The sequence below is a fragment of the Brevundimonas sp. genome, assembly GCF_013912065.1.
Classification (GTDB): Bacteria; Pseudomonadota; Alphaproteobacteria; order Caulobacterales; family Caulobacteraceae; genus Brevundimonas.
Genome location: NZ_JACESA010000003.1, coordinates 18857 through 41143, shown reverse-complemented (window position 1 = coordinate 41143; position 22287 = coordinate 18857). Strand labels below are relative to the sequence as shown.

Genomic DNA, 22287 nt, shown 5'->3' with positions numbered 1-22287 from the left:
TATTCTTGATCAGACCTCTAGCCTAGAGGTTATCCCGCAGCCACCCGGCCACACGCCCCACCACATTCCCCCGGTGCACCCGCGGTGCATCGGCCGCCGTGATCTGGCGCTGCATCAGCTTTCTCGCCGATACCGCTTCGCGCGGACCGTAGGCGGCGCGGAGCAGGACGCCGGCGGTGGCGCAGAAGGCGGGGCCGGAGGCGGCGTCGGCCAGGTGAGGGGCGCGTTGCGGTTTGCCGAGGCGAACGGGGCGGTCGAACACGCGCACCGCCAATTCGCGCACGCCGTTCAGCTGGCTGGCGCCGCCGGTAAGGACCAGGCCCGCGCCGGGCTCAAGACCCACGCCGGCGTTCTTCAGCCGGTCGCGCAGCAGTTCGAGGGTTTCCTCGACGCGTGGGGCGATGACGGTCTTCAGCATGGCGCGCGGGACGATGACGGGGCCGGCCGAGGCGTCCTCGCCACGTGGCGGGGCCTCCAGCATTTCGCGGTCCTCGTTGGCGCTGGCCATGGCCGAGCCGTGCAGGGTCTTCAGCCGTTCGGCGCCCGCCTTGGACGTCGACAGGCCGCGCGCGATGTCGGAGGTGACATGGTCGCCGCCGACGTTCAGGCTCTCGATATGCAGCAGGGACCGGCCGCCCCAGACGGCGGCGCTGGTCGAGCCGCCGCCCATGTCGATGCAGACGGCGCCCAGGTCCATCTCGTCTTCTTCCAGCGCGGCCAGCGACGACACCACCGGCGCCGCGGCCACGCCCTGCAGGTCCAGGTGCGCCAGCTCCAGACAGTGGCTCAGCGTCGTGAAGACGTTCTCGGCCATGGAGACGACCAGCAGGTCCAGCCCCAGCGAGCCGCCGCGCATCGATCGCGGATCATGGACGCCGCGCGCCCCGTCCACCGACCAGGCGATCGGCAGGACGTGGATCGGACGACGGTTGGGCAGGCGGATCTGGGCCAGGGCCATGCCGATGGCGCGCGCCAGATCGGCGTCCCCGACCGGATTGACGCCCAGGGACACTCGGGCCTGGACGCGGTGGCTGGCCATCTGGCCGATGGCGGTGGTGACGACGACGCCGGAGACCGGGCTCTGGGCCGCGCGCTCGGCGCGTTCGACAGCGTGGCCGATGGCCTGGGCCGCCTCATCCATATTGATGATGGCCCCGCCCTTCACGCCCTTGGACTGGACGTGGCTGGCGCCGGCGACACGGATGGTGCGGTCGGCGTGACGCACGCCGTCAGGCTTCATGATGAAGCACGAGACCTTGGACTGGCCGATGTCCAGCGCGGCGATCACGGGGGCGCGGCCGGCGCGGGGGTCCATGCCCCGGCCCTGGTCGGTCGCCGATCCGCGCTGCTTTCCCGCCATGGTCTTTCCGGTCCTTTAAGCGTCGGCGGCGGGTCGCACGGCGACCTCGTCCGGCGTTCTGAGATCGACCCGGGCGAAGCCCAGGTCGAGCAGGCGTTCGCGCTGATCCAGCGCGTCGAGGCGGATCAGGGCCGCCTCCTGTTCGGTGGCGGGCAGCTGGATCAGGCTGCCGTCCTTCAGACGAAGGTCCCAGCGGCGCTCGTCCACCCGCACCAGGGCGTCGATCCGGCCCATAAGCCGCGGCCTCTGGGCCAGCAGCGGCAGTATCTCGGCGGCGGCTTGATCCGCGCCCTTGCCGACGACCAGCGGCAAGGTGGGATAGCGGCGGGCGTCGGCGCCCTTGATCACCTGGCCGCGCGCGTCGATCACCTTGATCTGGCCGGCCTCCTGCCAGACGGCCAGCCGGTCGTGCTCCTTGACCTCGATGATCAGGGTGTCGGGCAACAGGCGCACCACGCGGGCCGACTTGACCCAGCCCACGCCCTGGACCCGGTCGCGGATCGAATCCAGATCCAGGCTGGTGATCGGCTGGCCGGAATAGAGACCCAGCGACCGCTGGATCGCCGGCTCGGCCTCGGCCGAGGCGCCGGTGATATGCACCCGCTTCAGCGTCAGCCCCATGCCGGCGGTGACCCCGTCGATCCCGTGCGAGACCGACTGGCTGATCCGCTCGGCGCGCGCGCCGGTCGCCAGCACGCCGATCACCAGCAGGGCGCTGGCGCCCAGGGCGATTATGGCGGTCCGGGGAGAGATATCGACACGGCCGATGGCGGCCATCTTGCCGGGGATGGCGGACGCAGTCTTGGGCGCGCCGCCGCGCGTACGCCCCTTCTTGGACGCCGCACCGCGCGAGGAACCCGTACTCTGTCGCCGACCGCCGCGAACTACCGCGGGCATGAGGCGTCCTCCACCATCCACCGTACCAGTTCTTCGTAGCTCATTCCGGTATGGGCGGCCTGCTCGGGAGCGAGCGAGGTCGGCGTCATGCCCGGCTGAGTATTGACCTCCAACAGAACCAGATCGTCCTTAACATCGTCATAACGGAAGTCGCTTCTGGACACGCCTTTGCAACCCATGGCGGCGTGGGCGCGCTCGGCCTGACGTAGGGCGGCCTCGAACACAGGCGGCGGCAGGACCGCCGGCAAGACATGGACCGACCCGCCCGGCGCATACTTGGCCTCGTAGTCGTAGAAGCCCTTGGTCGGGGTGATGTCGGTGACGGTCAGGGCGCGCGGGCCGGTTGGTTCGCCCAGCACGGTGACGCACAGCTCCTTGCCGGCGATATAGGGCTCGACCACCACCTGTTCGCCATAGGCCCAGCCCGGCTCGCCGACCTCGGCGACGGGGCGATTGGCGCCCTCGCGCACCAGGAAGACGCCGACGGACGAGCCTTCGGCGTTCGGCTTGACCACATAGGGCGGATCGATGACGTGACGGCTGGCCACATCGTGGCGGTCATAAAGCCCGCCGCCGGGAACCTTGATCCCCGCCGCCCGCAACACCGCCTTGGACTTGTCCTTGTCCATGGCCAGGGCCGAGGCCAGGACCCCGGAATGGCTATAGGGGATGGCCAGGGTCTCCAGCACGCCCTGGACGCAGCCGTCCTCGCCCCAGGCGCCATGCAGGCAGTTCAGCACCACGTCGGGCTTGATCAGCCCCGCCAGCACATTGGCCAGATCGCGCCCCGCGTCCACGCGGCTGACGCGCACCCCCTGCCGCTCCAACGCCTTGGCGCACTGCTCGCCGGACGACAGGGAGACCTCCCGTTCGGCGGAAAGACCGCCCATCAGGACGGCGACGTGAAGGTCTTTGAAAGCGCGGGTCATGACGTCTCCGATTGCGGCCGACATGTTTAACAGGCCGTCAACCTTGTCGCCCGCGCGACGTGAAATTTGTGCGTCGAAATCCGGCGCTCAGAGGCGCCGGCCGATCCGCTTTATTTCCCAGTCCAGCTGAACGCCGGTCTTCAACAGGACATCGGCGCGCACCGCCTCGCCCAGGCCTTCGATATCGGCGGCCGTGGCCTCGCCCGGGTTGATCATGAAGTTGGAATGGAGGTCGCTGAACATGGCCCCTCCTCCGGTTTCGGCGTGCAGCTTGCCGCGCCAGCCGGCCTCGTCGACCAGTTTCCACGACGAATGGCCGGGCGGGTTCTTGAAGGTCGAGCCGCCGGTCTTTTCGCGGATCGGCTGGGTGGTTTCGCGGCGGCTGGTGATCTCGTCGATACGGGCCTGAACGGCGGCCGGTTCGTCGGGCATTCCGCGATAGACGGCCTCGACCCAGATGATGTCGGCCGGCGCCTGCGAATGGCGATAGGTGTAGCCGAAGTCGGCCAGGGCGTAATCGACCCGCTCGCCCGCCCGCGTCAGCCCCCAGGCCGACACCAGAACGTCCTTGGTCTCCGCCCCATAACAGCCCGCATTCATGGTCAGGGCGCCGCCCACGGTGCCCGGAATGCCGGCGTAGAATTCCAGTCCGGCGATCCCCGCCTTGGCGCTCGCCTTGGCGACCATGGAGTCCAGCGCGCCAGCACCGGCCGTGATCATGTCCCCGTCCGTCGTCACCTGCGCCCAGGGCCGGCCCGCCAGGCGGATGACTACGCCCTCGACCCCGCCGTCGCGCACGATCACGTTTGATCCGACTCCCAGCACGGTCACGGGCACTGCCGGGTCCAGCGCCCTCAGAAAGTCAGCCAGGTCCTCGGCGTCCGCCGGAATGAACAGCGTCTCGGCCGTCCCGCCCACCCGAAACCAGGTGAAGGGCGCCAGGGATTCGTCGCGCAGCAGCTTGCCGCGCACGGTGGGGAGGTTGTCACGCCAGGTCATTTAGAGTTCTTCATCGCGAAGCGGTCGGCTGCTTCCCAAAAGCCTCCGGCCTCGGTTTCCAACAATTCCGCAAAACGGTTTTCGATTTCTATAGGGGGTATCGCAAGTTCACGAGCGGCACGCTCCCTCGGATATGGCTCTCCGAATATCCGCATGACTTGCGCAAGTTGGGCCGAGGCTTCCGGCATTCCGAGCTCCCTGAAACCCACGACGGCCTCAGGAGCGAGAATGCCCGTGTCGTTGCCGAAGAACTGACCGAGTCCCCCATTCTGAACTTCGGATTGTGTCCAGTGGGTCGCGAACAGATGTTGGGAAGCTATCGGCAGTCTCGCGAACTGAGCCGAGAACGTCTTTGGATCATCATGTATGCGGACGTTGTCCCAGTAAGGTTTGACTAAGTCCCAATAGCTCACCCCAGCGCCTCCAACTGCGCCGGCAGGCCATAGGCCCAGCTGGTGATGTCGCCCGCGCCCAGAAGCACGACCACGTCGCCCGGCCTGGCCTCTTCCTTGATCAGGCGCGGCAGGACGGCGGCGTTCTCCAGCGCCTGAACCTGACGGTGGCCATAGCGGCGGACGCCGTCGGCCAGGGCGTGCTTGTCCACCCCCTCGATCGGCTGTTCCCCGGCCGGATAGACGTCGGCGACGATGACGCTGTCGGCGTCCGAGAAACTGGTCGAGAACTCGTCCATCAGGTCGCGCAGGCGGGTGTAGCGGTGCGGCTGGACTACGGCGATGACCCGACCCTCTGTCACCTGACGCGCGGCCTTCAGCACGGCGGCGATCTCGACCGGATGGTGGCCATAGTCGTCGACGATACGGACCCCATTGACCACGCCCGTGGTGGTGAACCGCCGCTTGACCCCGCCAAAGCCGGCCAGACCCTGACGGATCGCCTCGTCCGACACGTCCAGTTCGCGCGCCACGGCGATTGCGGCCAGGGCGTTCGACACATTGTGCCAACCGGCCATCGGCAGGTGCAGGTTCTCGATCCGGTGCGCCTCGCCGTTCTGGATCACCACGTCGAACCGGCAGCCGTCGGGCCCCATCTGGCAGTTCTCGGCCCGCACCATGGCCTGGGGATTGATCCCATAGGTGACCAGGCGCCGGTTATCGATCGAGGCGACCAGCTTCTGCACCTCCGGATGGTCCAGACAGACGGCGGCGAAACCATAGAAGGGGATGTTCTCGACGAAATCGACGAAGGCCTTCCGCACCGCATCGAAGTCGCCGTAGTGGTCCAGGTGTTCGGGGTCGATATTGGTGACGATGGCGACGGTGGACTTCAGGCGCAGGAAGCTGCCGTCGCTCTCGTCCGCCTCGACCACGATCCAGTCGCCGTCGCCGACCTTGGCGTTGGTGCCATAGGCGTTGATGATGCCGCCGTTGACCACCGTCGGATCCAGCCCCGCCGCGTCCAGCAGGGCCGCGACCATCGAGGTCGTCGTGGTCTTGCCGTGGGTGCCGCCGACCGCGATCGAGAACTGCAGCCGCATCAGCTCGGCCAGCATTTCGGCCCGGCGCACCAGGGGAATGCGGCGCGCACGGGCGGCCTTCATCTCGGGATTGTCGCCCTTGACCGCCGTCGAATAGACCACCGCCGAAACGCCGTCGCCGACATGGGCGGCGTCATGGCCGATGTGGATCCGGGCGCCCAGCTGTTCGAGCCGTTCGGTGTTGGCGCTGACCTTGGCGTCCGAGCCCTGAACCGCATAGCCGATCTTCAGCATGATCTCGGCGATGCCGCTCATGCCTATGCCGCCGATGCCGACGAAATGGACGGGACCGAGGTCAAACGGGACGGGGCGAAGGCGAGCGATCATCCGATGCGCTTAGCAAGGGATCAGGCGGAATGCACGGGGGAGTTCGAAGGCTCGGCGTGGGTTTCGAGACGCGCGTCCGAAACCGTTGTTGTGCGTTCCGCCCCAGACTTTAGTCGATTGGCCTTATGTGGGCTTGTCGTGCAAACAGGCGTCGAGGCCGCCAGTAAGGCCATCGCGTAGGAGCGCCATAGTGGGCAAGTTGAAGACCTCCCTGATTTTCGGCGCCATCGCCATATTGGGAGCCGTGTCCCTGGGCGTCATCGCCCTGCACCAGGGCGAAAGCATCAGCGCGGTCTGGATGGTCGTGGCGGCGGTCTGCACCTACGCCATCGCCTATCGCTTCTACAGTCGCTTCCTGGCGAACAAGGTGATGCAGCTGCAGCCGTCGCGCCCGACGCCGGCGGTGCGCCGCAACGACGGCCTCGACTATGTGCCGACGCCCAGGAACGTCCTGTTCGGCCACCATTTCGCCGCCATCGCCGGCGCGGGACCGCTGGTCGGGCCGGTGCTGGCCGCCCAGATGGGCTATCTGCCCGGCGTGCTGTGGATCCTGGTGGGCGCGGTGCTGGCGGGCGCGGTGCAGGACATGATGGTCCTGTTCATGTCCACGCGCCGGGACGGCAAGTCGCTGGGCGACATGGTCCGCACCGAGATGGGCAATATTCCCGGCATCATCGCCCAGATCGGCGTGCTGATGATCATGGTCATCATCCTGGCCGTGCTGGCGCTGGTCGTGGTCAAGGCCCTGGCCGAAAGCCCGTGGGGAACCTTCACCGTCGCCGCCACCATCCCCATCGCCATCTTCATGGGCCTGTACACCCGCTTCCTGCGCCCCGGCCGCGTGGGCGAGGTATCGGTCATCGGCGTCGTCCTGCTGATCCTGGCCATCATCGGCGGCGGGCATGTCGCGGCCGACCCCTTCTGGGGCCCCGCCTTCACCCTGACCGGCCCGACCCTGGCCATACTGATGATGGTCTATGGCTTCATCGCCTCGGTCATTCCGGTCTGGCTGCTGCTCGCGCCGCGCGACTATCTGTCGACCTTCCTGAAGATCGGCGCCATCCTCGCCCTGGCCGTCGGCATCCTCATCGTCCGCCCGCACCTGCAGATGCCGGCCGTCACCCCCTTCATCGACGGCACCGGTCCGGTCTTCGCCGGCGCCCTCTTCCCCTTCCTGTTCATCACCATCGCTTGCGGCGCCGTTTCGGGCTTCCACGCCCTGATCTCGTCAGGCACCACGCCCAAGCTGCTGGAGAACGAGAACCAGATCCCGCTGATCGGCTATGGCGCCATGCTGTGCGAAAGCTTCGTGGCGGTCATGGCCCTGATCGCCGCCACCGTCCTGGACCCGGCGGTCTATTTCGCCATGAACAGCCCGGTCGCCGTCATCGGCAATGACGCGGTCTCGGCCGCCGCAGCCGTGGCCCAGTGGGGCTTCCACATCACCCCCGGCGAGCTTGAACAGCTGGCCCGCGACGTCGGCGAACACTCGATCCTGTCGCGCGCGGGGGGCGCCCCGACCCTGGCGGTCGGCATGGCCCACATCCTGTCGGGGGTGATCGGCGGCAAGGCCATGATGGCCTTCTGGTATCACTTCGCCATTCTGTTCGAGGCCCTGTTCATCCTGACCACCGTCGACGCCGGCACCCGCGTCTGTCGCTTCATGATCCAGGATTTGCTGGGCGTCGCCGTGCCGAAAATGCGCGAGACCAAGTCCTGGGCCGCCAATGTCGTCGCCACGGCCCTGACCGTCTCCCTGTGGGGCTATTTCCTCTACACCGGCGTGGTCGATCCGCTGGGCGGCATCAACAGCCTGTGGCCGCTGTTCGGCATCGCCAACCAGATGCTGGCCGCCATCGCCCTGATCCTGGGCACGGTGGTTCTGTTCAAGATGAAGCGCGAGAAGTTCGCCTGGGTCATGGTCGTTCCGGCGATCTGGCTGCTGATCTGCACCCTGACCGCCGGCTTCCAGAAGCTGTTCCACCCCGAAGTCCGCATCGGCTTCCTGTCGCACGCCCGGAAATATCAGGAGGCTCTGGGCGCCGGCGACCTGATCGCCCCAGCCAAGACCGCCGGCGACATGCACCGGATCATCGTCAACGACTACGTCAACTCGAGCCTGACGGCGGGCTTCCTGTTCGTGGTGGTGACCATGGTGGTCTATGGCGTCCTGGCCTGCCTCAAGGCCTACCGCAACAACCGACCGACAGCGCGGGAATATCCCGAGGCGCACGACCTGACCCCGGCCGACGAAGCCATGGACACGGCCCGTGCCTAAGTCTGGAGCCAGGTCCGAACCCGACAATCAGGACGACCTGCTCTGCCTGTGCCGCGACGCCGCCCTGCGGTGGGGTCGCGGCGTCCGGCGGACGGCGGGGGCCATGATCGGTCAACCGGACTACGACGCCTATGTCGCCCATGCGGCGACGACCCATCCGGATCAGCCGCCGCTGGACAAGATCGCCTTCTTCCGCCTGCACGAGCAGCGCCGCTTCGGCGGTTCCGGCGCCTTCAAATGCTGCTAGCTCGAGCCTAGAGGCCGGCGGACTGGTTCTGAGCCTGAGCCTGAGCCTGAGCCTGAGCCTGAGCCTGAGCCTGGGCCGCATCCCGCGCCTGAAGCGCGGCGACGGCCGCCTCCAGCGTCGGGTCGTCGCCCGCGCGGCGCTGGGCCACGGTGCGGGGGGCCTCGACGTCCGGGGTGACGCCGTGTTTCTCCAGCCGCACGCCTCGCGCGGTGACGAAATCGGCCCGGCTCAGCGTCAGCTTTCCGCCGTCGGGCAGGTCGGTCTCCTGGGCGATCAGAACCGAGCCGATGGTCTTTTCGCCTACCACTATGCCCCGCCCCGCCTCCTGCAGGGCCGCAGGCGTCAGTTCGGCGGCGCTGCGGCTGCCCCGGTCCACCAGAACGGCGACGTCATTGACCACCGGAGCGTCGCGATCTCCGCAGTCGCCGGAGGCCGTCAGCGTCACCGGGCGTCCGGTCCGTCCCGTCTGCGTCGCCCAGACCTGGTCGCGCGGCAGGAAACAGGTCAGCACCGACTCGGCCTCCAACAGTCGACCGCCGGGATTGGCCCGCAGGTCCAGGATCACGTCGATCTCAGGCGGCAGGCCGTCCAGTTCACTGCCGATCCAGCGCCCCAGGCCCGCGTCGAACTGCTCTACCGTCAGCACCAGCACGCCGGGTCGCGTCTTGTCCGCCGTGAACGGCTCCGGCCCGTCCATCAGTCGGGGCGTCAGAATGGTCTCGCGCCGTCCGCCCGTTTCGTCCGTCAACACCAGATGCACCGGCTCGCCATCCCGCACCTCGACGTCCGGTCCCCACGGGCGGCCGTCGACGCTGTCCAGGGTCCAGCCCAGTTGCACCCCCGCCGCCTGGGCCGGCGATCCCTCGCGCACACGCTCCACGGTCCACAGGTCGGGATCCTCGCCCCGCATCAGGGTCATGCCCATGACGGCCCTCCGCTCGTACTGAGCGTCCTGGCGACGCACCGCAGCCGGCGGACTGGCCCCGGCGTGACCGTCGTCCAGCAGTTCGAGCATCGCGTTTACGACCCTGTACAGGGTGCGGTCGTCCCCCGCCGCCAGGGCCTGGGGGCGGAACCGCTGGCGCGCCGCATCCCAATCCACCCCATGCAGGTTGGGATCGTAGTAGCCGCGCCGGACCTCGCTCCAGACCTTGTCGAACACCTTCTGGTTCATCCGCGCCCGGTCACGCGACGGTTCACGGGCGGGGGCCATCTGCACCACGTCGGACAAACGCGCGCCGGTCGCTTCCTGGGGCGTCCCCCAGGCCGACCCGGTCGTCAGCATCAAGCTTAACGACAAAACACTGGAAACACTCAGAAACCGACGAACGAACATCCGGCGATCCTTGGCCGAACCCCGCTCGTCGTGCAAATCACGAAGAGTCGCGCGCGGTCTCCGCCGCCTTGCGTTCGCCGCACGCGCGGGCCAAGAGCCGCTGCGAAATCCTGCGGACCGCGCCCATGCCCATCACCACGGTCGGCCTCGATGCCGACGACACCCTCTGGCACAACGAGACGATCTTCCGTCTGACCCACGCCCGGTTCGTCGACCTGCTGGACGACCACGGCGACGCCGCGACCATCGAGGCGCGTCTGGCCGAGACGGAACAGCGCAACCTGCGTCTCTACGGCTATGGGGTGAAGGGGTTCACCCTGTCGATGATCGAGACGGCGATGGAGCTGTGCGACGGCGGCGCGCCGCCCGAGGTGGTGCGCGAGATCCTGGCCGCCGGGCGCGAGATGCTGGCCCACCCGGTCGAGACCCTGCCCGGCGTGAACGAGGTCGTCGCCGAACTGGCCGAGACCTATCGCCTGATCCTGATCACCAAGGGCGACCTGCTGGACCAGGAGCGCAAGCTGGCCGCCTCCGGCCTGGGCGAACGCTTCAGCGCCGTCGAGATCGTCTCGGAAAAGGACCGCGCCACCTACGACCGCGTCTTCGCCCGCCACGGCACCGGACCGAACGAGGCCGTCATGGCCGGCAATTCGATGAAGTCCGACGTGCTTCCGGCCATCGCCGCCGGCGCCTTCGGCGTGCACATCCCCTATCACGTCACCTGGGCCCACGAACTGGCCGACGCCCCGGTCAACGAGCCCCGCTACGTATCGCTGTCCCGGATCGGCGAACTGCCGGACTGGATCGCGGCTATGGCCGACGCATAAGGTCTTGCCCCCCCGCCCCTCCCTCTCTAAACGGGCCGCTTAACCGACAACCCGACGCGAACACCGCATGGCCGAGCCGTGCGGGGATATCTCGCGCGCGCAAAGAACGAAGGAAGCCGTCGCCCCTTGGACGCCTCGGACATCAGTCATGACGAACGCGACGCCATGGTGCGCGCGGCGCTGGCCGAACAGGGCGACAGCGGCGTGACCCCGCGGCACACGCGATTCTTCTTCTATGGCGAAGGCGACCACGGCGATCTGAACGAGGTCGCGCGGCGCGCCGGCTTCCTGACCGGCGGCGCCGACGATTCCACCACACTCGAGACCACCATGGCGGTGGACGAGGCGTCCTTCGCGGCGACCTCCGCCATGATGCAGACCTGGGCCGCGGCCTTCCAGCTGGACTATGACGGCTGGGACTGCGCGGTCGTGACCCATTAGCGTTCAATAAGAAGAAGAGCTGGCGATGCCCAAGCGCACAGACATTCAGTCCATCCTCATCATCGGCGCCGGCCCGATCGTCATCGGCCAGGCGTGCGAGTTCGACTATTCCGGCGTCCAGGCTTGCAAGGCGCTGAAGGCGGAAGGGTACCGGGTCATCCTGGTCAACTCGAACCCCGCCACCATCATGACCGACCCGGAGGTGGCCGACGCCACCTATATCGAGCCGATCACGCCCGAGATGGTCGAGAAGATCATCGCCAAGGAACGCCCCGACGCGCTTCTGCCCACCATGGGCGGCCAGACGGCGCTGAACACGGCCCTGGCCCTGGACGCCTCCGGCGCGCTGAAGAAATACGGCGTCGAGATGATCGGGGCGAAAGCCGATGTCATCGACAAGGCCGAGGATCGCCAGAAATTCCGTGACGCCATGGACAAGCTGGGCCTGGAAAGCCCCCGCTCCAAGGCCGCCCATTCGATGGAGGAAGCGCTGGACGGGCTGGAGTTCGTCGGCCTGCCCGCCGTCGTCCGCCCCAGCTTCACCCTGGCCGGCACCGGCGGCGGCATCGCCTTCAATCGCGAGGAGTTCGAGGAGATCGTCCTGCGCGGCCTCGACCTGTCGCCGACGACCGAGGTCCTGATCGAGGAATCGGTGCTGGGCTGGAAGGAATACGAGATGGAGGTCGTCCGCGACACGGCGGACAACTGCATCATCATCTGCTCGATCGAGAACATCGACCCGATGGGCGTCCATACGGGCGACAGCATCACCGTCGCCCCCGCCCTGACGCTGACGGATAAAGAATATCAGCGGATGCGCACGGGCTCGATCAACGTCCTGCGCGAGATCGGGGTCGAGACGGGCGGATCGAACGTCCAGTGGGCCATCAACCCCGCCGACGGCCGGATGGTGGTGATCGAAATGAACCCGCGCGTGTCGCGCTCTTCCGCCCTGGCGTCCAAGGCCACCGGCTTCCCCATCGCCAAGGTCGCGGCACGCCTGGCCGTCGGCTACACTCTGGACGAACTGCAGAACGACATCACCCAGGTCACGCCGGCCAGTTTCGAGCCGTCGATCGACTATGTCGTCACCAAGATCCCGCGCTTCGCCTTCGAGAAATATCCGGGTTCGGAGCCCCTGCTGGGCACCTCGATGAAGTCGGTGGGCGAGGTCATGGCCATCGGCCGCACCTTCCAGGAATCGATGCAGAAGGCCCTGCGCGGGCTTGAGACCGGCCTGTCCGGCTTCGACGAGATCGAGATCGAAGGCGTGGCCGATGTCGAGGACGCCGGCGCCGCCCGCGCCGCTGTGGTCCGCGCCCTGGGCATCCCCACCCCCGACCGCATCCGCGTCATCGCCCAGGCCTTCCGCCACGGCCTGACGGTGGAAGAGGTCAACGCCGCCTGTTCGTATGAGCCCTGGTTCCTGCGCCAGATCGCCGACATCGTGCGCGAGGAAGGCCATGTCCGCGTCAAGGGGCTGCCGACCGACCCGGTCGAGTTCCGCCGTCTGAAGGCCAAGGGCTTCGCCGACGCCCGCCTGGCCCAGCTGACCGGCGCGACCGAAAAGGCCGTCCGCGCCGCCCGTCGCAGTCTGAACGTCCGCCCCGTCTTCAAGCGCATCGACACCTGCGCGGCCGAGTTCGCGTCGGCCACCGCCTATATGTATTCGACCTATGAGACCGGCGCCCTGGGCCAGGTCCCCGAGTGCGAATCCGCGCCGTCGGACAAGAAGAAGGCCATCATCCTGGGCGGCGGTCCGAACCGGATCGGCCAGGGGATCGAGTTCGACTACTGCTGCTGCCACGCGGCCTTCGCCTTCGACGACATCGGCGTCGAGTCGATCATGGTCAACTGCAACCCCGAGACCGTCTCGACCGACTACGACACCTCCGACCGCCTGTATTTCGAGCCGCTGACGGCCGAGGACGTGCTGGAGCTGATCGAGGTCGAACGGTCCAACGGCGACCTGATCGGCTGCGTCGTTCAGTTCGGCGGCCAGACCCCGCTGAAGCTGGCCCACGCCCTGCAAGAGGATGACATCCCCGTCCTGGGCACCAGCGTCGACTCCATCGACCTGGCCGAGGACCGCGAGCGCTTCCAGCAGATGCTGGAGGCCATCGGCCTGAAACAGCCGCCCAACGGCCTGGCCCGTTCGGCCGAAGAAGCCGCGCAAAAGGCCGAAGAGGTCGGCTATCCCGTCGTGCTGCGCCCCTCCTATGTCCTGGGCGGCCGCGGCATGATGATCGTCCACGACCGCGAGCAGCTGGACCGCTATGTCCACGAGGCCATGCGCGTCTCGGGCTCGGACCCCGTCCTGATCGACCACTATCTGAACCGCGCCACCGAGGTGGACGTGGACGCCCTGTGCGACGACGAGACGGTCTTCGTCGCCGGGGTGCTGGAACATATCGAAGAGGCCGGCGTCCACTCGGGCGACAGCGCCTGCTCCATGCCGCCCTGGTCCCTGTCGGCCGAGACGGTGGCCGAGCTGAAGCGCCAGACCACCGAAATGGCCAAGGCCCTGAAGGTGCGCGGCCTGATGAACGTCCAGTTCGCCATCGAAGAACCGCACGGCGATTCGCCCAGAATCTTCGTGCTGGAGGTCAACCCGCGCGCGTCCCGCACGGCGCCCTTCGTGGCCAAGACCATCGGCCAGCCGATCGCCTCGATCGCGGCCAAGGTCATGGCCGGCGTGCCGCTGAAATCCTTCGGCCTGACCGACAAGCCCTACGACCATATCGCGGTCAAGGAAGCCGTCTTCCCCTTCGCCCGCTTCGCCGGGGTCGACACCATCCTGGGCCCGGAAATGCGTTCGACCGGCGAGGTCATGGGCCTGGACTGGAAACGTGAGGGCGAGGCCGACATGGCCCCCGCCTTCGCCCGCGCCTTCGCCAAGTCCCAGATCGGCGGCGGCACCACCCTGCCGACGGCCGGCTGCGCCTTCGTCTCGGTCAAGGAGGACGACAAGCCCTTCATCGTCGCGGCGGTTCAGACCCTGCTGTCCGAAGGCTTCTCCATCATCGCCACCGGCGGCACCCGCGACTATCTGGCGACCCAGGGGATCGAGGTCGGTCTGGTCAAGAAGGTGCTGGAGGGCCGCCCCCACATCGTCGACGCCATGAAGAACGGCGAGGTCCAGTTGGTCTTCAACACCACCTCGGGCAAACAGTCGCTGCAGGACAGCTTCTCCCTGCGCCGCACCGCCCTGATGATGAAGATCCCCTACTACACCACCACCGCCGGCGCCCTCGCCGCCGCCCAGGCCATCGGCGCCATCAAGGCCGGCGACCTGGATGTCCGACCGATCCAGGACTACGCCTGACCCACGCTCCGGGGATCATGAGCAAAGCTTAACTGGACGCGTCCCGCGGCCTCATGATCCTCTTCGTCGTCGATATCGACGAGGGGGATGGGTCATGACTGGATCGCGACGCGTCGGACCTGGCTTCTACGCCCTGCTGCTGCTCATCGCCGCCGCGACCTTCGTTGTGCACGAAGGCGCGCACTGGCTGGCCGGCGTCGCGCTCGGGCACGAGATGACAGTTACGCTGAACAGCAGCGCGCCGGTCGGCGCCGTGCCGCGCGAGCACGACCTCATGATCGCGGCCGCCGGCCCCCTGGTCACGCTGGCCGGCGGATTGATCGCCTTTGTGCTGATCCTCACCCGCGACAGCTTGACCGCCTACGGCGTCCTGTTCTTCGCCCTGTTCATGCGGTTCATGGCGGCGGTGATCAGCCTGATCAATCCGAACGACGAGGCCAGGATCAGCCTGGCGCTGGGGCTGGGCCTCTACGCCTTGCCGTTGATCATGGTGGGCGTGTTGCTGATCTTGACCGTCATCGCGAGCCGACGCCTGCGCCTGGGCTGGAAGACCAATCTCATGACCTATCTGGTCTCCACCGTCGCCGTCACCGCCATCGTCGCGGCCGACCAGTTCGTCGTTGCCCGAGGCTGACGCCCCCCTTGCCACACGACGTTCGCGGTTTAAGGTCGTCGCAGGGACATCGGGGGTCGATATGAAACGCGCTATACTAATGGCGAGCATGGCGGTGTTGCTGGCATCCGGCGCAGGCGCTGCGCAGGCCCAGACCCAGACCCAGGCCCCTGAACTGAAGGCGGCGGTGAAGGCCGACTACGACGCCAACCTCGCCGAGCTATTCGACTGGTTCCACCGCAATCCCGAACTGTCGGGGCAAGAGACCCAGACCTCGGCGCGCCTCGCCCGCGAACTGACGGCGCTCGGCTACGACGTCACCACCGGGGTCGGCGGCACGGGCGTGGTCGCCGTGTTGAAGAACGGCGCCGGCCCCACCGTCATGATCCGCGCCGACATGGACGGTCTGCCGCTGGAGGAACGTTCGGGCCTCGCCAACGCCTCCACGGCGCGCCAGATGGACTCCGACGGGGTGGAGAAGCCTGTGATGCATGCCTGCGGCCATGATGTTCACATCACCGCTCTGGTCGGGACGGCCCGCCAGATGATGGCGCGCAAGGCCAACTGGTCCGGGACCCTGGTCCTGATCGGCCAGCCGGCGGAAGAGCGGATATTCGGCGCGCGCGCCATGATCCAGGACGGCCTCTACACCCGCTTCCCCAAGCCCGACTACGCCCTGGCCTTCCACGTCTCGGCCGACACGCCGACCGGTCAGATCGAGGCGCCGCTGGGCATCGCCTATTCCAGCTCGGACAGCGTGGACATCACCGTTCGCGGCGTCGGGGCCCATGGCGCATCGCCCCATATGGGCGTCGATCCCGTGCTCGTCGCCTCCCAGATCGTGGTCTCGTTGCAGACCCTGCGCAGCCGCGAGGTCAATCCCCTGGAGGGCGCCGTGGTCACGGTCGGTTCGATCCACGGGGGCGTCAAGCACAACATCATTCCCGAAGAGGTCGAACTTCAGCTGACAGTCCGCGCCGACAGTCCCGAGGTCCGAACCAAACTGCTGGACGGCATAGACCGGGTCGCGCGCAACACCGCCCTGGCCCTGAACGTGCCCCAAGACCGGCTGCCGATCGTCGTCCGCTCCTCTGTCCAGACGACGCCGCCGACCATCAACGACGCCGAGACCGCCCAGCGAGTGCGAGACATCTTCGCCGCAACCTTCGGCCCGCAGGTGCTGCGCGACACCCCCCGTTCGGGCATGGGCGCCGAAGATTTCGCCAATTTCGTCCAGCCCGAGACGGGCGTGAAAGGGGTCTATTTCAACGTCGGCGGCACGCCCGAGGCCGAGGTGGAGACCGCCGCCGGCCACCATTCGCCCCTGTTCAAGATCACCCCCGAACCCGCCGTCACCCTGGGGGTCGAAGCCTCGGTCGCCGCCGCCGAAGGCCTGATGCCGAAGACGAACTAGGCGGGCTCGGCCGGCTCCACCGTGTCTCGTCCCTGAACGATCCGCGTCGCCGCCAGGTCGGCGGTGACGTTTCCGACGGTGCGGAAGATGTCGGGAATGACCTCGACCGCCAGCAACAGCGGCAGCACCCCCAGCGGCAGGCCCATGGCCAGGCAGATGGGGCCGATGGCGGCGAAGAAGCTGACCTGGCCCGGCAGGCCGACCGAGGCGATGGAGACGGCGATGGCTGTCAGCCCGCCCGCGACCAGGGCGCCGAGGCCCAGTTCGATCCCGTTCAGCTGGGCCACATAGAGACAGACCGCCAGATTGGCGACCGGGCTGGTGATGCGGAACACCGCCACCGCCAGCGGCAGGACCAGCCCGGCCGAGGCCTGGGGCACGCCCAGCCAGTCGCGGGCCCGTTCGATCATCACCGGCAGGCTGGCCAGGGAGGACTGGGTCGAGACCGCCACCACCTGGGCCGGCGCCACGGCGCGGGCGAAGCTGGGCAGGGATATCCGACCCCAGACGACCGCCACGACATAGATGATCAGGATCAGGCCGATCTGGCTCAGGCAGACGATGGCGACATAATGGGCCAGGGTGCCCGCCACGCCCAGTCCGGCGCGCAAGCCGACCCCCAGCGCCAGGGCGAAGACCCCGAACGGCGCGGCCAGCAGCACCCAGTGGACGATCACCACCATGGTCTCGGCCACCGCCTCGAAAAAGCCCGCCAGCGGCCGGCGCAGTTCGGTCCTGATCCGGGTCGCGGCGAAACCGAAGGCGACCGCGAACACCACCACCGCCAGCACCCCGTCGTCGGCCGCCGCCCGGATCAGATTGGACGGCGCCAGGCTGGCCAGGAAGGCGCGCAGACCGTCGGTCCGCGCCGCCTCGCCGACGGTTGCGGCCACGTCCGCGGGCACGCCCGCCAGAAGGGCCTGCCCCGCCTCCGGACTGATCGGCCACAGCGCCAGAAGACCCAGTCCCGCCAGGATCGCATAGAGGGTCGCCCCGACCAGCAGCAGGCCGAACACCATCAGCGACCGCGCCGCGATCCGCCCGGTTGCGGCCGCATCCGCGATGGAGACGATCCCCGTCACCAACAGGCTGAACACCAGGGGGATGACGGTCATCCGTAGCGCGTTCAACCAGACCTGGCCCAGGCTCTCGACCACGCCCAGAGAGCCGGTCAGCCACGGCGCGTCCGCGCCCTGGGCCAGGGCGCCGACGACCACGCCCGCGACCAGGGCCGAAACGACGACGAAGCTGAGGGAGGTGAAAAAGGCGGGAAGTCGGAATCTGCTCATCACCCACGGCTAGCATCGCTTTGACCATCGCGCGCGTCAAACCTTCTGCAGCCGGTCATCAGCGGATGTCGCCGCAGGCCAGGGCGGACGTCCCTATGGGTCTGGACTTCCGCTGCGGCGGCGCGGAATAGTCACGGCTGGTCGAACGGAGCCGCCTCATGATCAAGGTCCACCATCTGAACGACAGCCGTTCCCAGCGGGTGCTGTGGCTGCTGGAAGAACTGGGCCTGGAATACGAGGTGATCCGCTACGAGCGTGATCCCGCCAGCCGTCTGGCCCCGCCGGCGCTCGTCGCGGTCCACCCGCTGGGCAAATCGCCTGTTATCGAGGACGGCGCCGTCAAGGTGGCCGAGACCGGGGCCATCGTCGACTATCTGCTGGACACCTACGGCCAGGGTCGGCTGCGCCCCGCGGCCGGAACCGAGGACGGCCGCCGTTTCACCTACTGGCTCCACTACGCCGAAGGCTCGGCCATGCCGCCGCTGCTGCTGAAACTGGTGTTCTCCATGCTGCCGCGCCGCGCCCCGGCCCTGCTGAAACCCCTGGTCAAAAGCGTCGCCGCCAAGGCCCTGGCCGGTTTCGTCGAGCCGCAACTGCGCGCTCACATCGGTTTCTGGGAAGACGAACTGGGCCGGTCGGAATGGTTCGCCGGGGATGATTTCACGGCGGCGGACATCATGATGAGCTTCCCGGTCGAGGCCGGGGCCGATCGCGCCTTCGACGCCTCCACCAAGCCCCGCCTGAACGCCTTCCTACACCGTATCCATGACCGCCCCGCCTATCAGCGGGCCCTGCAGCGGGGCGGGCCCTACAGCTACGCCTGACGGCGATCGCGAGTTTGGAGGCAACCTCGCGCGCCCATGGCCGTTAAGGCCTCATGCAGTTTAGAACCATTCAGATCGTGGCCGGTCTGACGGCGGCCGTGGCCTTCGTCCTGGCCTTCATGGCCGCCGGCGCGGCCGTCCTGTCGACCCTGTTCATGCTGGCGGGCCTGGCCGCCGTGGGCTGGCTGGCCTACAGCTTGATCAAGGGCGTCCTGCGTCGGGATTCCAAGGCCAAGCCGCCCGCCCGCGCCTGAGCTTCGCCATGCATCGCGGCCGGGCGCTTGAAATCTCGAGCGATAACGCCTAGTATTGATGCCCGGCCGCGCCCGCCCCGCGGCCTTTTGTGTGCCTATTTCGCGTCTTTCCAGTCTCCGGGCGAACCAGAAAAATCACGACACCAATGGAAAAAGTGCCGATGACGGCCGAGGGCTATCGCGTCCTCGACGATCAACTGAAGCAATTGAAGTCGGTCGAACGGCCGAGCGTCATCGCGGCCATCTCCGAGGCCCGCGAACATGGCGATCTGTCCGAAAACGCCGAATACCACGCCGCCAAGGAGCGTCAGGGCTGGATCGAAGGCCAGATCGCCGAGATCGAGGACAAGATCAGCCGCGCCCAGGTCATCGACGTGTCGAAACTGTCGGGCAGCCAGGTCAAGTTCGGCGCCACGGTCACGGTCGTGGACGAGGACACCGAGGACGAGAGCCGCTACCAGATCGTCGGTGAACACGAAGCCGATGTGAAGAAGGGCAAGGTCTCCATCGCCTCGCCGATCGCCCGCGCCATGATCTCGAAAGAGGTCGGCGACGTGGTCGAGGTCAACACCCCCGGTGGGGTGAAGGCGTACGAGATCCTCAAGGTCGAGTGGAAATAAGTCCGATGGCGGGGGCGAACGCTCGTCCCCGCTTTTCTGACCCCCTCTCCATCTGGGTCGTCTCCGACGGCCGCGCCGGGATCGAGAACCAGGCGCTGGGCCTCGCCGAGGCCGTTCAACGCCTGACTCCGGCCGAGATCACGATCCGACATGTCCGCTGGCGGCCGGTGTTCGACCGCCTGCCGTCGGCGTTGAAGACGCCGGCGATGCTGGCTTCTGCGCGCCTGACCGCGCCCTGGCCTGACCTGTGGATCGCCGCCGGCCGCGCCACTCTTCCCCTTTCGACCCGCGTCAAATCCTGGAGCGACGGCAAGACCTTCGTCGTCCAGACTCAAGACCCGCGCTGGGCCAACCACCGCTACGACATGATCGTCGCCCCGGCCCATGACGGCCTGTCGGGCGACAACGTCTTCGAGATCACCGGCTCGCCTCACCGCATCACGCCAGATCGCGTCGCCGAAGCCGCGTCGGCCTTCGCGGCCCGGATCGATCCTCTGCCCCATCCCCGTGTCGCCGTCCTGGTCGGGGGCAAGTCGAAGGCTTTCGACCTGACCGAGGCCCACGCCGCCGATCTGGCCGACCGGATCGCCGCCGCCGTGCAGACATCCGGCGGATCGCTGATGCTGACCTTCTCGCGTCGCACGCCCGAGGCGGCCAAGGCCGTCATGATCGCGCGCCTGTCGGACCTGCCCGGCTGGATCTGGGACGGGAGCGGCGACAACCCCCTGTTCGGCTTCCTGCACTTCGCCGACCAGGTCCTGGTCACGGAAGACAGCGCCAACATGGCCGCCGAGGCCGCCTCGACCGGGAAGCCGGTCTACGTCCTGCCCATGGTCCCGCTGAAGTCCGGCGACAAGTTCACCCGTCTGCACGACGACCTGAGCGAACGCGGCGCGACGCGCCCCTTCGACGGAGCCTTGGAAAGCTGGACCTATGCCCCGCTGGCCGAAACCGAGCGCGCCGCTCGCGCGGTGCTGGAGGCTATGACGGCGCGTTAGTCGCCTCCCCCGTCTCCGCCGCCGTCGGAGTTTCCGCCGGGACCGCCCTGATCACGGGTATCCCCGTCCGGGACCACTGGGCCGCCGCCATCTGACCCGTCGTCCTTCTTTGACCTGGCTTTCTCGCTGCTCAGAGACACGCCCAGGCCGGCGCCGATGGCCACGCCCAGAGAGATGCCCAGGACCAGATTGTCCATGGCCAGGCCCAGCGCCACACCCATCGAAATCCCCGCGCCTATGCAGATCGGCAAAAAAGCCGACTTGTTCTCGCTCATCCCCGTCTCCCTTTGCTCCCAAGGCGAGACTAACATCGCGCAAACGGGAATCAGCCCCTAAATAGGCGCATGACCCAAGCTCGTACCGTCCGCGTCGCCATCATCGGTTCCGGCCCCGCCGGCTGGACCGCCGCCATCTACGCCGCCCGCGCCTCGCTGAACCCCGTCGTCATCGCCGGCCTGCAGCCCGGCGGCCAGCTGACCATCACCACCGACGTCGAGAACTATCCCGGCTTCGCCGAGACCATCCAGGGGCCTTGGCTGATGGAGCAGATGCAGGCCCAGGCCGTGCACGTTGGAACAGAAGTGATCCATGACATCGTCGTCTCCGCCGACCTGTCGCAACGCCCGTTCAAGCTGAAGCTGGACGGCGGCGACGAGATTCTGGCCGAGACCGTCATCATCTCGACCGGCGCCCAGGCCAAATGGCTGGGTCTTGAATCCGAGGCCGCCTACCAGGGCTTCGGCGTCTCGGCGTGCGCGACCTGCGACGGCTTCTTCTATCGCGGCAAGAACGTCGTCGTCGTCGGCGGCGGCAACACCGCCGTCGAAGAAGCGCTGTTCCTGACCAATTTCGCCGCCAAGGTCACGATCATCCACCGCAAGGACGAGTTCCGCGCCGAAAAGATTCTGCAGGACCGCCTGTTCGCCAATCCCAAGGTCGAAGTGATCTGGAACGTCGCCATCGAAGAGATCGTCGGCGTGGTGGACGGCATGGCCCGCAACGTCACCGGCGTGCGCCTGAAGAATGTCAAAGACGGCTCGACGACGGAGATTCCTGCGGACGGCGTCTTCATCGCCATCGGCCACGCCCCGTCGTCGGAACTGTTCAAGGGACAGTTGGAGGTCAACTCCGGCGGCTATCTGCGGGTCAAGCCGGGCACGGCCTCGACCGCCATTGAGGGCGTCTGGGCCGCCGGGGACGTGACCGACGACGTCTATCGTCAGGCCGTCACCGCCGCCGGCATGGGCTGTATGGCCGCGCTGGAAGCCAGCCGTTTCCTGGCCGAAGAGGACCATGCCAAGGCCAACCGCCCGATCAGCCACAAGGAAGCCGAGAAGATCGGGGTCTGGTGAGCCTCTGGCTCATTCGGAAGGCTGAAGGCCGGGCGCGTCTCTGTCAGGCGAAGAGCTGAAGACCGGGCGGCGCATATTGCACCGGTTCGCCATGTCGGCGGCGCAGAGCATAGTCGATCGCCGTCTGAACGGCGCGTTCGTCGGTCGGCTTGGACAGGACGCCGATCGTGCCGGCGACGCCTTCGCGCACCATGCCCGGATTGGCGGTCATGAACAGCACCGTCACCCCCATGTCCTGCCCCAGCTCGCGCCCCAGACCGATGCCGGTGGGGCCGTCGGACAGGTGGATATCGACCAGGGCCAGATCGACGTCGATCTCACGCGCCATGTCGCGCGCGACCTTGGCCGTGGCGGCGACGCCGACGACTTCGTGCCCGAGATCTTCCAGCACGAAGCGCAGCTCCATCGCTACCAGGGCTTCGTCTTCGATGATGAGGATACGCGCGTTCATTTGGGTTGGAA

Annotated in this window: 22 protein-coding genes; 12 read left to right on the top strand and 10 right to left on the bottom strand. The window is 67.5% G+C overall.

Annotated elements, in window-relative coordinates; translation table 11 throughout:
• Positions 1–22: 22 nt before the first annotated feature.
• The 6 genes from ftsA to murC form a co-directional block, all read right to left on the bottom strand.
• Positions 23–1315 carry a cell division protein FtsA gene (gene ftsA / locus H2037_RS03470; RefSeq protein WP_292118194.1) on the bottom strand — a complete coding sequence of 431 codons (1293 nt, stop codon included), beginning with the start codon at positions 1313–1315 and terminating at the stop codon, positions 23–25.
• A 60-nt stretch (positions 1316–1375) separates the two neighbouring features.
• Complete coding sequence (locus tag H2037_RS03465) at positions 1376–2257, bottom strand: cell division protein FtsQ/DivIB (protein ID WP_292117751.1); 882 nt, start codon at positions 2255–2257, stop codon at positions 1376–1378.
• The gene (locus H2037_RS03460) at positions 2245–3186 is read right to left on the bottom strand and encodes a D-alanine--D-alanine ligase (protein WP_292117749.1); all 942 of its coding nucleotides are present in this window, start codon (positions 3184–3186) and stop codon (positions 2245–2247) included. The genes H2037_RS03465 and H2037_RS03460 overlap by 13 nt, the downstream gene beginning before the upstream one ends.
• Positions 3187–3273: 87 nt before the next feature.
• Positions 3274–4185, bottom strand: coding sequence for a UDP-N-acetylmuramate dehydrogenase (gene murB, locus H2037_RS03455; RefSeq protein ID WP_292117746.1), 912 nt, complete (start codon positions 4183–4185; stop codon positions 3274–3276).
• A complete protein-coding gene (locus tag H2037_RS03450) occupies positions 4182–4598 on the bottom strand; it encodes a DUF4375 domain-containing protein (protein WP_292117743.1) in 417 nt (138 codons plus the stop codon). The genes murB and H2037_RS03450 overlap by 4 nt, the downstream gene beginning before the upstream one ends.
• Positions 4595–6007 carry a UDP-N-acetylmuramate--L-alanine ligase gene (gene murC, locus H2037_RS03445; protein WP_292117740.1) on the bottom strand — a complete coding sequence of 471 codons (1413 nt, stop codon included), beginning with the start codon at positions 6005–6007 and terminating at the stop codon, positions 4595–4597. The genes H2037_RS03450 and murC overlap by 4 nt, the downstream gene beginning before the upstream one ends.
• A gap of 190 nt (positions 6008–6197) precedes the next feature.
• Here murC and H2037_RS03440 point away from each other — a divergent pair, with 190 nt between their 5' ends.
• Entirely contained in the window at positions 6198–8285 is a 2088-nt protein-coding gene (locus H2037_RS03440) for a carbon starvation CstA family protein (RefSeq protein WP_292117738.1), read from the top strand.
• A 64-nt stretch (positions 8286–8349) separates the two neighbouring features.
• Complete coding sequence (locus tag H2037_RS03435) at positions 8350–8532, top strand: YbdD/YjiX family protein (RefSeq protein WP_292118191.1); 183 nt, start codon at positions 8350–8352, stop codon at positions 8530–8532.
• 7 nt (positions 8533–8539) lie between these two features.
• On the opposite strand, the gene H2037_RS03430 is transcribed toward H2037_RS03435, so the two are convergent.
• A complete protein-coding gene (locus H2037_RS03430; protein ID WP_292117735.1) occupies positions 8540–9817 on the bottom strand; it encodes a S41 family peptidase in 1278 nt (425 codons plus the stop codon).
• A gap of 176 nt (positions 9818–9993) precedes the next feature.
• Here H2037_RS03430 and H2037_RS03425 point away from each other — a divergent pair, with 176 nt between their 5' ends.
• The 5 genes from H2037_RS03425 to H2037_RS03405 all read left to right on the top strand — a co-directional run bounded on the left by H2037_RS03425 (position 9994) and on the right by H2037_RS03405 (position 16488).
• The gene (locus H2037_RS03425) at positions 9994–10695 is read left to right on the top strand and encodes an HAD family hydrolase (RefSeq protein WP_292117732.1); all 702 of its coding nucleotides are present in this window, start codon (positions 9994–9996) and stop codon (positions 10693–10695) included.
• Positions 10696–10821: 126 nt separating this feature from the next.
• Complete coding sequence (locus tag H2037_RS03420; protein ID WP_292117730.1) at positions 10822–11136, top strand: hypothetical protein; 315 nt, start codon at positions 10822–10824, stop codon at positions 11134–11136.
• Positions 11137–11161: 25 nt separating this feature from the next.
• Complete coding sequence (gene carB / locus H2037_RS03415; protein WP_292117727.1) at positions 11162–14461, top strand: carbamoyl-phosphate synthase large subunit; 3300 nt, start codon at positions 11162–11164, stop codon at positions 14459–14461.
• A gap of 94 nt (positions 14462–14555) precedes the next feature.
• Entirely contained in the window at positions 14556–15095 is a 540-nt protein-coding gene (locus H2037_RS03410) for a hypothetical protein (protein ID WP_292117724.1), read from the top strand.
• A gap of 61 nt (positions 15096–15156) precedes the next feature.
• Positions 15157–16488 carry an amidohydrolase gene (locus H2037_RS03405; protein ID WP_292117723.1) on the top strand — a complete coding sequence of 444 codons (1332 nt, stop codon included), beginning with the start codon at positions 15157–15159 and terminating at the stop codon, positions 16486–16488.
• On the opposite strand, the gene H2037_RS03400 is transcribed toward H2037_RS03405, so the two are convergent.
• On the bottom strand, positions 16485–17777 hold the full coding sequence (locus H2037_RS03400) for a cation:dicarboxylase symporter family transporter (RefSeq protein ID WP_292117722.1): 1293 nt from the start codon (positions 17775–17777) through the stop codon (positions 16485–16487). The two genes, H2037_RS03405 and H2037_RS03400, sit on opposite strands and share 4 nt — an antisense overlap.
• A 158-nt stretch (positions 17778–17935) precedes the next feature.
• Between H2037_RS03400 and H2037_RS03395 the strand changes: the two genes are divergently transcribed.
• The 4 genes from H2037_RS03395 to H2037_RS03380 all read left to right on the top strand — a co-directional run bounded on the left by H2037_RS03395 (position 17936) and on the right by H2037_RS03380 (position 20473).
• Complete coding sequence (locus H2037_RS03395) at positions 17936–18601, top strand: glutathione S-transferase (protein ID WP_292117720.1); 666 nt, start codon at positions 17936–17938, stop codon at positions 18599–18601.
• Between the two features lie 53 nt (positions 18602–18654).
• Positions 18655–18855, top strand: a complete 201-nt coding sequence (locus tag H2037_RS03390) for a hypothetical protein (RefSeq protein ID WP_292117718.1) — start codon at positions 18655–18657, stop codon at positions 18853–18855.
• A 146-nt stretch (positions 18856–19001) separates the two neighbouring features.
• Positions 19002–19475, top strand: a complete 474-nt coding sequence (greA, locus tag H2037_RS03385) for a transcription elongation factor GreA (protein WP_292117715.1) — start codon at positions 19002–19004, stop codon at positions 19473–19475.
• A 5-nt stretch (positions 19476–19480) separates the two neighbouring features.
• Positions 19481–20473: a mitochondrial fission ELM1 family protein gene (locus H2037_RS03380; RefSeq protein WP_292117713.1), complete on the top strand. Its 993-nt coding sequence runs from the start codon at positions 19481–19483 to the stop codon at positions 20471–20473.
• Here H2037_RS03380 and H2037_RS03375 read toward each other — a convergent pair.
• Positions 20470–20748, bottom strand: coding sequence for a hypothetical protein (locus H2037_RS03375; RefSeq protein WP_292117710.1), 279 nt, complete (start codon positions 20746–20748; stop codon positions 20470–20472). The two genes, H2037_RS03380 and H2037_RS03375, sit on opposite strands and share 4 nt — an antisense overlap.
• A 69-nt stretch (positions 20749–20817) precedes the next feature.
• Here H2037_RS03375 and trxB point away from each other — a divergent pair, with 69 nt between their 5' ends.
• Entirely contained in the window at positions 20818–21825 is a 1008-nt protein-coding gene (gene trxB / locus H2037_RS03370) for a thioredoxin-disulfide reductase (RefSeq protein ID WP_292117707.1), read from the top strand.
• A 43-nt stretch (positions 21826–21868) separates the two neighbouring features.
• Here the strand turns inward: trxB and H2037_RS03365 are convergent, their stop codons facing one another.
• A complete protein-coding gene (locus H2037_RS03365; RefSeq protein WP_292117704.1) occupies positions 21869–22276 on the bottom strand; it encodes a response regulator in 408 nt (135 codons plus the stop codon).
• Between the last annotated feature and the right edge of the window lie 11 nt (positions 22277–22287).